This window comes from Imbroritus primus, assembly GCF_964332355.1.
GTDB classification, from domain to species: domain Bacteria; phylum Pseudomonadota; class Gammaproteobacteria; order Burkholderiales; family Burkholderiaceae; genus Imbroritus; species Imbroritus primus.
The window spans coordinates 2,880,718-2,893,087 of sequence record NZ_OZ201293.1 but is presented as its reverse complement, the minus strand read 5'-3'; the positions used below and the strand labels follow the sequence as shown (position 1 = coordinate 2,893,087).

Sequence of the window (12,370 nt, the reverse complement as noted above, 5' to 3'; positions counted from 1 at the left end):
CAGGTTAGCCAGCGCTGCGGTAGGCGCGGATGCGGTCCTTGAGGCCGGGCGCGGCCGCCGAGCGCACGAGCGCTGCCAGGTCGGCGTCGTAGCCGGCCTGGTTGCCGAGCACCTGGTACAGGTGTGCACGCGTGGCCGCATCCAGTTGAGCTGCACGGCCATTGGCCTGTGTGATCAGCTCCGGCCATGCTGCTTCGTCGGCGGTCTGCGTGAGGAAGCCGATGGCCTCGGCCTCCTGTGCATTGAAGCCGCGCGCCTCTTCAAGGATGGCGCGCGCCACCTGCGTTCCCACGAGCGCGCCAAAGCGGCGGGTGCCGAGCACCAGGCCAAATTTCAGGCCGGGCATGCGGAAGAAGGCATCGGGTGTGCTGATGCGCACCTTGCAGCTCGCGAACAGGTCGACGCCGGCGCCGAAGTTCTTCCCGTGCGCCAGTGCCACCGTCAAACACGGCGAGCCATCGATGGCCTGCAGCAGTGTCTCGATGCGCACGAAGCGCTGTAGCAGGTCACCTTCGCTCTGTTCCTCGAATCCGCCGAAATCGAAACCGGCACTGAAGTTGCGTCCGTTGCCACGAAACACCAGCACGCTGGCGCCGTTGGCATGGGCGTCTTCGATGCCTGCCAGCAGCGACTCGACGATGTTCGCGTTGAGCGCATTCATCTTCTCGGGCCGGTTGAGCGTGAACGTCCAGCAATGGCCCTCGCGCGACACCAGAACTTCGCCGTTCTCCTGGCTCATCGGGCTGGCTCCGTGACCTTGGCCTGCAACGCGCCGAGGATCTCGTCGTTATGCTCGCCGAGTGCCGGCGGGCGGCGACGGATCGGCGTGTCCACCAGCGAGAAGCGCACGGGTGAACCGAACGTGCGGGTCTTCACGCCATTGGGCAGTTCGATCGGCTGAACCCACTGCATGTGCTCGACCTGCTCATCGGCCAGGACTTCCGAGTAGCGGTTGATCGGTGCGCACGGCACGCCGGCGGCGCGGAAACGTTCAAGCCACGTGGTGCTGTCCGCCTTGGCGAATTCCGCCTCGAGGATTTCGAGCAGGGCACGTTGGTTGGCGGCGCGCGTCGTCGGGGTGACGAAACGCTCGTCGGCCAGCAGGTCCTCGCGACCCACCGTCTGGCACACGCTCTTCCACAGTGCATTGTTACCGGCAGCCATGCCGAAGTAGCCGTCGCCACTGCGGAACACCTGGTACGGCGCGTTACGCGGGTGCGCGGAACCGAGCTTGACCGGGTCGCGGCCGCTGCCGAAGTATTCCGACGTTTGCAGCGCGGCGATGCCGAGCGTGGCGCCGAGCATCGGCACATCGATGTGCGTTCCCTGGCCATGCTGCGCGACACCGCGCAGCGCGCTCGAGATCGAGTAGGCTGCATACAGGCCGGCGGCAAAATCCGCCAGCGGCACGCCGCACTTCACTGGCGCGCCGCCTTCTTCGCCGGTCACGCTCATGATGCCGCTCATCGCCTGGATGGTCAGGTCGAAGCCGCCTTCCTGCGCGCGCGGGCCGGTCTGGCCATAGGCCGAGATCGAGCAGTAGATCAGCTTGGGATTGAGTTCGCGCAGCGCGCTGTAGCCGAGACCCAGGCGATCCATCACGCCGGGACGATTGTTCTCGATCAGCACATCCGCGCCGGCGGCGAGCTGGCGGGCCAGTTCACGGTCTTCCGGATTTTTCAGGTTGAGCGTGACCGAGCGCTTGTTGCGATTGAGCGAGGCGAAGTTTTCGCTGTAGCCATCGGTGATCGGCGGCCAGGCGCGCAACGTGTCGCCGCCTTCGGGATTTTCGACTTTGATGACATCCGCGCCCATGTCGGCCAGCAGCATGCCGCAGTAGGGGCCCGCGGCGACGTTGCAGATTTCGATGACACGGACACCGTCAAGGGGGAGGGGGGTAGTCACGTTCGATTCCTCTTCAGTCAGGGATGGTAGTTATCGGGAATGCAGTCAGGCCGCGCGCGGAATGCAGCGCGCGCCCATGGCCAGGGAAAGCTGGTTGGCGTTGTGGACCACCAGCGGTGCAAGTTCGGCAATGCGCGTGGCCGGCAGGCGGCCGATCGGGCCGGAGATGCCGAGCGCGGCGATCGGACGGTCGAGTCCATCGAAGACCGCCGAGGCGATACCGCCCACGCCATCGCGCCATTCGCCGGTATTGACGGCGTAGCCGGTGCGCACGGTTTGCGCCAGTTCTGCTTCCAGTGCGGCCAGCGTGCCGGCGGTGCGTGGCGTATGCAGGGTCAGCTGCGCTGCGTAGCGCGCCAGGTAGCCCTCCGGTGCGTGCGCCAGCAGGGCCTTGCCGGTGGCCACGGCATAAGCTGGGGCGCGGCCGCCGACCATGGAGTAGGCGCGTACCGGCTGCGGGCTGTCGATCTTGTCGATGTAGACCACGTCGATACCGTCCAGCACCGACAGGTGCACGGTCTCGCCCGTGGCATCCGCGAGCGCGTGCATGAACGGCGCGGCAAATTGCCGGACGTCGAGGCGCGCGAGCTGGCGCACGCCCAGTCCCATCAGCTTGATGGTGCCGCGATAGCCGTTGTTGACATCCTTCTCGATGTAGCCCGCGTGCATCAGTGTCTGCAGCGTCCGATGCGTATTGCTGCGCGTCAGTCCCACGCGCGCGGCAACTTCGTCCACTGTACGGGCGCGGTTTTCGGCTTCGGTGATTGATTCAAGGACCATCAGGCCCTTGAGCAGCGTCTTGTCCATCTGGCGAGAAAGCGTGGTGTGTCGTTGCTTTGCAGATTAGCAGAGGGTCTTGGTGAAGTAAACATTTTATAGGACCATGATCCTATATATTAGGATATATTCAGAAATTTGCCGCCGACGTCACACTCATTCATTTCGTTGCCATGGCGGGCGTCTATGATGCAAGGCATCCGCAGCACATGCGGTCTGCGGACATCCCGCCGTCGCGCTCGAGGTGTCACCGGTGACGGCGCTTACAACAAGGCATGTCAAGGAGGTGTGCAATGACGTTGGTGAAACGTTCTCTCGCGGAGTGCATCGGGACTTTCTGGCTTGTGCTGGGCGGATGTGGCAGCGCCGTGCTGGCAGCGGCCTTCCCGGAAGTTGGCATCGGCCTGCTGGGCGTGGCGCTGGCCTTTGGCCTCACGGTGCTGACCATGGCATTCGCCATCGGACACATTTCCGGTTGCCATCTGAATCCGGCCGTCTCCATCGGGTTGGCGGCGGGCGGACGTTTCCCGGTGCGCGAACTGCCGGCCTATATCGTGGCGCAGGTGATTGGCGGGATCGTTGCCGCGGCAGTGCTGTACTGCATCGCCAGTGGCAAGGCCGGCTTTGAGTTGTCCTCGGGGCTGGCATCGAACGGCTATGGCGCGCACTCGCCCGGCGGCTATTCGCTGACGGCCGCGTTGATCAGCGAAGTGGTGATGACCGCGATGTTCCTGCTGATCATCATGGGTGCGACCGACAAGCGCGCCCCGCAGGGCCTTGCACCGATTGCCATCGGCCTCGCGCTGACGTTGATCCACCTGATCAGCATCCCGGTGACCAATACCTCCGTCAACCCCGCACGCAGCACGGGCCCGGCCATCCTGGTGGGCGACTGGGCATTGGCACAGCTGTGGCTGTTCTGGGTTGCGCCGATCATCGGCGCAGTGATCGGCGCGCTGGTCTATCGTTGCATTGCCAGCGAAGATTCGCGGGGCTGAAACAGGTGCTTGGGGTCAGCGCATGACATCATCTCGTGACGTCATCGCTCGAGATCAGGGCCTGACCCCAGCGCTTGATCCAGTGTTGAAGAAAGTACCGGAGGCCGGCGATCGAGCCGGACTTCGCTCAACCCCTGCCGGCTTCCACGCGCCATGCCGACAGCATGGCGTCGACAGCACGATCCACATCGGCAAGCTGCGTCTCCCAGCCGATGATCGACATGCGCATCACCCAGCGCCCACGCCATTCCGCGCCGCCGACGAAACACGTGCCGTCGGCAACGATGCGTGCAATGGTCGCCCGGGTCAGCGCGTCGGCCTGCTGCGGATCACGGTCGGCGCCAAACTGCACGATCAACTGGTTCAGCACCACATCGTTCAGGACCGCGATGCCAGGTTCGTCGGCAAGTCGCTGTGCAGCATGGCGCGCCAGCATGCAATGCTGCTCCACCATAGTCGCGATGCCGTCGCGACCGAAGTGCCGCAACATCGCCCACGTGGCGAAGCCGCGTGCGCGGCGCGACAGTTCGGGCACATACTCCGCCGGATTGCGTTCCGCGTCGTCAGCCTGCGGGAGATAACTGGCCGCGAATGTCATGGCGCGACGATGCGCCTCCGGATGCGCGACGATTGCATAGCCGCAGTCGTATGGCGTCTGCAGCCACTTGTGGCCGTCGGTGGCCCACGAGTCGGCCTGCTCATACGCAAGTGTCAGCGGACAGGTCGACGGACAGGCGCGCGCCCATAGCCCGAATGCGCCATCGACGTGCACCCACGCACCGTGACGGTGTGCGGCGTCCACGATCTGGGCAAGCGGATCGAATGCGCCGGTGTTGATCTGTCCGGCCTGGGTCACGACGATGACAGGTCCCGTGCAGTCCGCCAACTGCGCCAGCAGCGCATCGGGTCGCATCGCACCGTGGTCATCGGTGGCCACGCGCCGCAGCCGGCGCTGTCCCCAGCCGAGCATGCGCAGGGCGGCATACACTGAGGTGTGCGCCTCGTCACCGATCAGGACCTGCACCTCCGGCGCGGCGAACAGCCCATCGGCTTCCACATCCCATCCGGCCTGCCGCAAGACGTGCGTACGTGCCGCCGCGAGACAGACGAAATTCGCCATCGTCGCACCGCTAACAAAACCGACCGATGCAGTCGCGGGAAGATGCAGGATATCGAGCAGCCAGCGTGCGGCAATCTCTTCGATGAAGGCAGCGGAGGGGGCAGTGTGGTGATTGCCGCAGTTCTGGCCCCACGCGCTGGTGAGCCAGTCGGCCGCGACGCCCACAGGATGCGAGGCGCCGATGACCCAGCCAAAAAAACGCGGAGCCGGGGAGGCATGAAGTCCCGGCTCCGCGAGCTGAATCAGGGAGTCCAGCGTCTCCTGGGCAGAGAGGCCGGACTCCGGGGTTGGGAGGACATCCGCCGCGGCTGCTGCACGCAGCGCGGCATAGTCCATCCCGGGACGCTGGGGCCGGTCATCGAGACCAGCCCGGAACCGCTCGGCCGCCAGTGCGGCCTGGGTAAAGAGTGCGGATACGTCCGATTTAGCAAGTGTCATGCATATCAGTCCGAGCGCGCATCCGCGCGTCAGAACCGATGGCGCAGACCTGCCGTGAGACCCAGTTTGTTGTTGAAGCCGTTCGTATTCGCGGAGGAATTGAAGCGCGGATTGCCGTTGAGCGTGACCCACTCGCCGGAAAGCTTCGTATAGTCCACTGCGAAATACACGTCCGTCCGCTTGCTGAAATTGTAGTCCAGCATGGCCATGCTGGTGACACGGTTGCCGTTGTTGCCGGCGTGGCGCAGGCGGTCATAGTGCAGCGAGCCGATGAACTTCAGCGCAGCCGTCAGATCGTAGTGCAGCCCGACGAAGAAGTCGTGGTTGCGGTAGTCGGCCTGCTTCAGCTCGTTGTTGATATAACCGGCGAATACCTTGGCAACACCGAAGTTATACGTGCCACCCACGCTCCACACCGTCTGGCGGCTGGTCTGGCCCGGTGCCAGCGCGTTGAAGTACGCCGCGCCCGAGACGTCACGCGTGGTCTGGAACACGCCGCCCAGCATCAGCGGACCATTCGTGTACGACAGGTTCGCGCCCACCGCCGAGTTGCGGCCCATATGACCAGCCACTTCACCGAACGTGTAACCGACCGCGCCTTTCAGGCCGCCGCCAAAATCCTGGCCGTAGCGGATCATGTTGTCATGACGCAGGCCATCGTAGTTGAACGACTGATAACCGACGCTCGGGTTGATGGCCAGGCCGCTGGCTTCATATTGGGGAATGAATTCGCCGGCGATGGTGTACTGGCGACCCATCGTCAGCTGTCCGCCGAAGTTGGTCTTCAGGCCCACGTATGCCTGACGGCCAAACAGGCGGCCGCCCTGCTGCAGCGCGCCGTTATCGGGGCCGAAGCCGGACTCCAGCATGAAGATCGCCTGGTTACCCGATCCCAGGTCTTCCGTGCCGCGCATACCCCAACGGTTGCCCGTGAGGAAGCCTTCGTTCGCCATCTGCAGCCGGTTGTCGCCGGCGGCATTGTCGTTCGTGCTGTAGCGGATGTTGGTATCAATCAGGCCAAACAACGTGACATTGCTTTGCGCATACACCGTAGTGGCGGCTCCGCATGCGGCAAGTGCTAGGGCAGTCTTCATAAAACGCATTGGCAAATCTCCTCTGTCTGTGGTGAAACGTTATGTTTGCTCTGCCTACTGCGAGTGAATGCCCGGAAAAAGGCCGGCTGGATGCCGGCCTTTTTCTCAGACACAGGCCTGGTCAAGCCATTTCGACTGAGAAGCCAGCACGGCTGATGCCGACTTCCCGACCAATTCCTCATACACCGCAGGAGCAGTAGCGCCCTCGGTGCTGATCAGCAAGATCCGGGCCTGATCGTTCAGTCCGGTCTTGATGCGGAGTTCTTCGTTCTTCACCAGATGCATCAGGCCGGCCAGTCCGGCGGCTCCCGACTCACCACTCACTACCGGTGCGTCGCCTGCCTGGCCCGAGGCCAGCACGCGCATTGCTTCCACGGCTTCACCGTCATCGATGGTCAGGAAGTAATCCACCGACGGCTGCAGGAAGCGCCACGCCAGCGGCGAGGTCTCGCCACAAGCCAGGCCGGCCATGACCGAATCCACCGAGCCCGTGGCGTTCGCCGCGCGACCGGCAATCGCGCTCTGGTACAGGCAGTCCGCCTGCTTCGGCTCCACAGCGATATAGGTGGGACGCTTGGCGCCGAAGCGTTCGTTCAGGTAGCTCGCGATGCCCGCTGCCATGCCGCCCACGCCACCCTGCAGGAACACATGGGTGTACGGGCAGGCATCGTTCGCACCGACTTCCAGCTGCTCGAGAATTTCTTCGGGGATCGTGCCGTAACCCTGCATCACATCGCGCGGAATTTCCTCGTAGCCGTCGTACGAGGTATCGGACACCACGCGCCAGTCGTTTTCCTTGGCCAGGCGTGCGGCTTCCTCGACGGAGGCGTCGTAGTTGCCGGCGATGCGGACGATGGTGGCGCCATGCGAGGCAATCGCTTCCTCGCGCTCCATGCTCACGTTCTTGTGCAGCACGATCACGCAACGGCAGCCGATGTCATGCGCGGCAGCAGCCAGCGAACGGCCATGGTTGCCGTCGGTGGCGCTGATCACGGTGAAGTTGCTGAGCGCCTGCGCGTGCTTGCCCTGGAACAGGTCCTTGGCCTGGTAGTTCCGCTCGGGCCAGATGCGCTGGATCAGACGGACCAATGCGATCGACGCGCCCAGCGCCTTGAAGCTGCCCAGCGATGCGCGCTTCGATTCATCCTTGAGATCGATACGTGCGACGCCCAGCTCGCGGGCCAGGCCTTGTAGCGGCACCAGTGGCGTCGGCTCGCGGGTCAGCTCGGACCAGTGCGACAGCCATTCGCGGCTCTCTTTGGCCTTGGCGATACTCATGATATCGCGCAGGTCGTCACTGTAAGGGGCACGTACGGCAAACCGGTTTTCAACTAACATTGCTCTACCTTGTAATCAACGAATCCGCCCAGTGAAAACGCACTGGGCCTGTGTGATCATCTTAGGGGCAGGTCACGAAGAAAATTTCTTGAAGTACTCGCATTGGCGAGAAAATTGCTTCGAAATAAATGCTTTCGTGAGACACTCGACGCATCTTTTCAGCGCCTCCTTCAACGAATCATTTACCGGGCAGCCGGATGGCACTTGACCGACTCGATATCCGCATCCTGAATCTCCTGCAGGCTGATGCCTCGCTGCCACTGCGCACACTCGCCGAGCGGGTGCATGCCTCGGTGGCGACATGCCAGCGGCGCATTGCCCAACTGCGTGCGGATGGCGTCCTGCTCAAGGAGGTGGCGATCGTCGATCGTGTCGCCGTGGGGCGTCCGCTCACGGTATTCGTTGCGGTGGAGCTGGCGCAGCAGAACGATACGCTGCTGCGGCACTTCGAGCGACGCATGCTCAGCGAAGGCAATGTGATGGCGTGCTACGAGGTTTCAGGCGAGTTCGATTTCCTCTTGATCGTCAACGCCGCCTCGATGGATACCTATCACGCATTCACGCGTCGCGTGTTTTCCTCGAATAACAATGTGCGCAATTTCAAGAGCACGTTTGCCATGAGCTGTACCAAGTTCGAGACATCTGTCCCGCTCGAGGAACCGCGTGCGGAAGACGACAGCGCACCCGCTGCCTGACGTTCACGCAGGCGCAGCGCGGGCGTGCAAAAACCGCCCGGCCGGCATCACCGGCAGGCAGTTCGTCGACGCATCACGATGGTGTGCGTGATGCACCCATTCACTGCACGCTGCGCCGTCATGGCGCAGCGGAGATCAATCAGTCCGGCAGGATCAGCGCCACATCCGCAAGCGGGCGGCGCGTAAAGGGTTTGCCGGCGTTGGCCGGATAGCCCAGCGTGATCATGCCTTGCGGCTCCCAATGTTCCGGCAGGTCCAGCGCGGCGCGTACCGTGTCCGGGCAGAACATCGGCGCGCACAGCCAGCAGCCGGCGAGGCCCGCATCCTGTGCCGCGACCAGCAGATTCTGCCCTGCCATCGCCGTGCTCTGCACGGCCATCTGATACTCGTTGCGGCTGCGGACCGGATCGGGATAGCGATCCATGTCTTCCATCGTCAGGCACACGATCATCACCGTCGCGGCCCCCGTGATGCGCGCATAGGAACGAGCCACATCGGCTTCGATGGCCTCATCCGGATCGTTGTCACCCTGGCGGTCGCGGCGCAGGCGCGCGCCCATCGCAGTGGCGAGCGCATGCTTGTGCCGCGCGCTGCTCATCACGGCAAAGCGCCATGGCTGGCGGTTGTGCGCGGAGGGTGCGCAGACAGCCGCCTCCAGCAATTGTTCGATCAGCTCGGGCGCAATCGCACGCGGCGTATAGCGGCGTACCGAGCGCCGTGCCATCCAGGGGCGCGATGCGTCGGGCGTGATGGCCCGTTCGGTATCGCCTGCAAGATGGACGAGGGCGAGCTTAGGCGCCATCGACCGAGCCCCACATATAGTCGGGCGACGACGTGCGGATCGTGGCACGCGTGACGATGTCGTTCTCGCGTGCCGTGAGCAGAGCCTTGCCGGTCGCGGTCACCGCCTTGCCGAGGTAGTTGCCGAGATAGGCACTTGCTTCCGGATTGGCCGGCGTGTCTTGAGAAACATCGAGATCGCGGATCAGGCCATTGTGGATGCCATAGATCCAGCCATGCACCGACAGATCCTGGCCGCGGCGCCATGCCGATTGCACCACGGTACTCTGGCAGGCATTGGCGACCTGTTCGATCACATTCAGCTCGCACAGCAGGTCATGGCGCGCCTGTTCGCTTTCGCAGGCGCCCAGCAGGGCGTGGTATTTGTCCTGGATCACATAGAGCTGCGCCAGCCAGTTGTCGACCAGTCCGTGCCGCTCGCCCATCAGCACGGCCTTCACGCCGCCGCAGCCATAGTGACCGCAGATGATGATGTGCTTGACCTTCAGCACATCCACGGCGAACTGCATCGCCGTCAGGCCGTTCATGTCGGCATGCTTGACCATATTGGCTACGTTGCGGTGCACGAATACTTCGCCGGGCGGCAGGTCGATGATCGAGTTCGCGGGTACGCGGCTGTCGGAGCAGCCGACCCAGAAATATTCAGGCGCCTGTTGCGCGGCCAGGCGTTCAAAGAAGGCCGGGTCGCGCGCCGTCACTTCGGCGGCCCAGTCGCGGTTCTTCTGCAGTAGATGATCGAGTTTGCCCATGATCAGTTTCCCTGAGGATGGTTTATGCCGCGCACGCTGTCGCGGAAGGTGCTTTCTTGTGTTCACGCATGAGAATGCGCACCGGCTCGACCGGCGTGGTCACGGTACGTGCCCGCTGCATCGCCGCGTCATCCGGCGTACCGTAGGCGGTCGTGCGCTGGCGCGGGATGCGGCCCATCTCGCGCAGCATTGCTTCCATGTCCATGGCAGTCATTTCCTGGCCGTGCGAGGCGCCGGCGGAGCGCGAAATGGTTTCGTTCATCAGCGTGCCGCCCATGTCATTGACGCCAGCCTGCAGGCAGGCGCGCACGCCTTCCACGCCAAGCTTGACCCACGACGCCTGGATATTCGGGATCACCGGGTGTAGCGCCAGACGCGCCACGGCATGCATCAGCACCGTCTCGCGGAACGATGGCCCGCGCCGCGCCCGGCCCTTGCGGTAGATGGGCGATTCCATGTGCACGAACGGCAGCGGTACGAACTCCGTAAAGCCGCCGGTCTCCACCTGCAGCGCACGCAGGCGCAGCAGGTGGCGGGCCCAATGTTCGAACCTCTCGACGTGGCCAAACATGATCGTCGAGGTGCTGCGCAGGCCGACTTCATGGGCGGCGCGCATGACCTCGAACCATTGGTCCGTCGTCACCTTGTCGTGGCAGATGATCTCGCGGATCTCGTCGTCGAGAATCTCCGCGGCCGTGCCGGGCAGCGTGCTCAGGCCCGCGTCCTTCAGGCGCATCAGGTAGTCGCGCAGCGGCAGGCCGAGCGTCTTCGCGCCTTGCCAGATCTCCAGCGGCGAGAAAGCATGCACATGCATGCCGGGCGCTTCTTCCTTCACGGCCCGGCAGATTTCCATATAGGTCTCGCCGGTGTACGACGGATGGATGCCGCCCTGCATGCACACTTCGGTGGCGCCGCGATCCCAGGCCTCGCGCACGCGGCGCTGGATTTCCGTGATCGGCAGGTCGTAAGGCTTGCCGCGCAGGTCTTCCGTGCTCTTGCCCTTGGCGAAGGCGCAGAACTGGCAGCGGTACGAGCAGATGTTGGTGTAGTTGATATTGCGGTTGACGACGAAGCTCACCACATCGCCGTTCATTTGCTGGCGCAGTTCGTCGGCTGCCTTGCAGACGGCGGTGAACTCATCGCCGCGCGCACGGAACAGCCGCACGATGTCGGACTCTTCGAGCGTCTCACCAGCCTTGGCGCGTGCCAGGATGTTCGCGACCGTCTGGTCGGCCACCGGCCGGGCCGGCACGCCGATGCGCTGCAGGTCGGCCAGTGGCGGCAGTTCTTGCGCGCCCGGCGACCAGTTGTCGGTGCGCGGAAAGCCATCAGTATCCACACGTTGCAGCAGGGGCGTGCGGAAGGCCGGGTCGATCCAGCGATCGAGATCGCGCGCATAGGCCGGGTAGATGGCCAGGCGTTCGGTCAGCTCCTTGCCTGCCTCGCGCGTGGCCTTGGCCAGCGCTTCGAGGTGAGGCCACGGCGCTTCGGGATTCACGTGGTCCGGGGTGACCGGCGATACGCCGCCCCAGTCGTTGATGCCTGCCTCGACGAGCTGGCGCAGCGCGCCCGGCCGCAGGTTGGGCGGCGCCTGCAGGTTCATCTCGGGCGCAAAGATCATGCGCGCGGCGGCGATGGTCCACAGGTGTTCGTCCAGCGATGGAATCGGCGCGTTCACCATCAGCGTGCCGACCTTCGGACGGAAGTTCTGCACGATGATTTCCTGGATATGGCCGTACTGGTCCTGCAGGTCGCGCAGCGCCAGCAACGCGTCAATGCGCTCGGCACGTGTTTCGCCGATGCCGATCAGGATGCCCGTGGTGAACGGCACGCGGGCTTCACCGGCGAGGCGGATAGTCTCGAGGCGCGCCGCCGGCTTCTTGTCGGGCGAACCATAGTGCGGGCCGCCTTTTTCGCACAGCCGTTCCGACGAGCTTTCCAGCATGATGCCCTGCGAGATCGACACCGCGCGCAGCGCTGCGAGATCGTTCGCATCCAGCAGGCCAGGGTTCACGTGCGGCAGCAGGCCAGTCTCGCGATAGACCACGCGCGCCGCCTCGGCGAGATACGACAGCGTGGTCGGATGTCCCATCTCGGCCAGCGCTTCGCGGGCCACGTGATAGCGGTATTCGGGCTTGTCACCGAGCGTGAAGAGCGCTTCCTTGCAACCAGCGGCAGCGCCGGCGCGGGCGATCTCCAGCACCTTCTCGATCGACAGGAAAGGCGCTTCTCCCTTACGCGGCGGATGCGCGAAGGTGCAGTAGTGGCACACATCCCTGCACAGTTGCGTGAGCGGAATGAACACCTTGCGCGAATACGACACGGCGTGGCCATGCGCGGCATCGCGGCGGGCTGCGGCGGCTGGCAGCAGGACATCGAGCGCGACGTCGATCAGCCCATAGGCCTCGTCGCGGGACAGCCGGCCGAGAGGGTCAAGCGTGAGCGTCGTCATGGT

Annotated in this window: 11 protein-coding genes; 2 read left to right on the top strand and 9 right to left on the bottom strand. The window is 64.1% G+C overall.

Features of this window, described 5'->3' with window-relative positions:
- Positions 1–4: 4 nt before the first annotated feature.
- From ACQ3C8_RS13275 to ACQ3C8_RS13265, 3 genes are read right to left on the bottom strand one after another with little or no spacing between them, the layout of a single operon-like run.
- On the bottom strand, positions 5–739 hold the full coding sequence (locus tag ACQ3C8_RS13275; protein ID WP_428851827.1) for an enoyl-CoA hydratase/isomerase family protein: 735 nt from the start codon (positions 737–739) through the stop codon (positions 5–7).
- The gene (locus ACQ3C8_RS13270) at positions 736–1,905 is read right to left on the bottom strand and encodes a CaiB/BaiF CoA transferase family protein (RefSeq protein WP_009524005.1); all 1,170 of its coding nucleotides are present in this window, start codon (positions 1,903–1,905) and stop codon (positions 736–738) included. The genes ACQ3C8_RS13275 and ACQ3C8_RS13270 overlap by 4 nt, the downstream gene beginning before the upstream one ends.
- Before the next feature lie 45 nt (positions 1,906–1,950).
- On the bottom strand, positions 1,951–2,712 hold the full coding sequence (locus ACQ3C8_RS13265; RefSeq protein WP_009524006.1) for an IclR family transcriptional regulator: 762 nt from the start codon (positions 2,710–2,712) through the stop codon (positions 1,951–1,953).
- 263 nt (positions 2,713–2,975) lie between these two features.
- Between ACQ3C8_RS13265 and aqpZ the strand changes: the two genes are divergently transcribed.
- Complete coding sequence (gene aqpZ, locus ACQ3C8_RS13260; protein WP_009524007.1) at positions 2,976–3,680, top strand: aquaporin Z; 705 nt, start codon at positions 2,976–2,978, stop codon at positions 3,678–3,680.
- Between the two features lie 127 nt (positions 3,681–3,807).
- Here aqpZ and ACQ3C8_RS13255 read toward each other — a convergent pair whose 3' ends face one another.
- From ACQ3C8_RS13255 to ACQ3C8_RS13245, 3 genes are all read right to left on the bottom strand, one after another.
- Positions 3,808–5,238, bottom strand: a complete 1,431-nt coding sequence (locus tag ACQ3C8_RS13255; protein ID WP_009524008.1) for a pyridoxal phosphate-dependent decarboxylase family protein — start codon at positions 5,236–5,238, stop codon at positions 3,808–3,810.
- 29 nt (positions 5,239–5,267) lie between these two features.
- Entirely contained in the window at positions 5,268–6,341 is a 1,074-nt protein-coding gene (locus ACQ3C8_RS13250; RefSeq protein WP_009524009.1) for a porin, read from the bottom strand.
- A gap of 96 nt (positions 6,342–6,437) precedes the next feature.
- A complete protein-coding gene (locus ACQ3C8_RS13245) occupies positions 6,438–7,670 on the bottom strand; it encodes a diaminopropionate ammonia-lyase (protein ID WP_009524010.1) in 1,233 nt (410 codons plus the stop codon).
- Between the two features lie 197 nt (positions 7,671–7,867).
- On the opposite strand from ACQ3C8_RS13245, the gene ACQ3C8_RS13240 reads away from it, so the two are divergent.
- On the top strand, positions 7,868–8,365 hold the full coding sequence (locus ACQ3C8_RS13240; RefSeq protein WP_428851826.1) for an Lrp/AsnC family transcriptional regulator: 498 nt from the start codon (positions 7,868–7,870) through the stop codon (positions 8,363–8,365).
- 139 nt (positions 8,366–8,504) lie between these two features.
- Here ACQ3C8_RS13240 and ACQ3C8_RS13235 read toward each other — a convergent pair whose 3' ends face one another.
- From ACQ3C8_RS13235 to cofH, 3 genes are read right to left on the bottom strand one after another with little or no spacing between them, the layout of a single operon-like run.
- Entirely contained in the window at positions 8,505–9,167 is a 663-nt protein-coding gene (locus ACQ3C8_RS13235; protein WP_009524012.1) for a nitroreductase family protein, read from the bottom strand.
- A complete protein-coding gene (can, locus tag ACQ3C8_RS13230; protein WP_009524013.1) occupies positions 9,157–9,915 on the bottom strand; it encodes a carbonate dehydratase in 759 nt (252 codons plus the stop codon). The genes ACQ3C8_RS13235 and can overlap by 11 nt, the downstream gene beginning before the upstream one ends.
- Before the next feature lie 22 nt (positions 9,916–9,937).
- Complete coding sequence (gene cofH, locus ACQ3C8_RS13225; RefSeq protein ID WP_009524014.1) at positions 9,938–12,367, bottom strand: 5-amino-6-(D-ribitylamino)uracil--L-tyrosine 4-hydroxyphenyl transferase CofH; 2,430 nt, start codon at positions 12,365–12,367, stop codon at positions 9,938–9,940.
- Positions 12,368–12,370 lie beyond the last annotated feature (3 nt).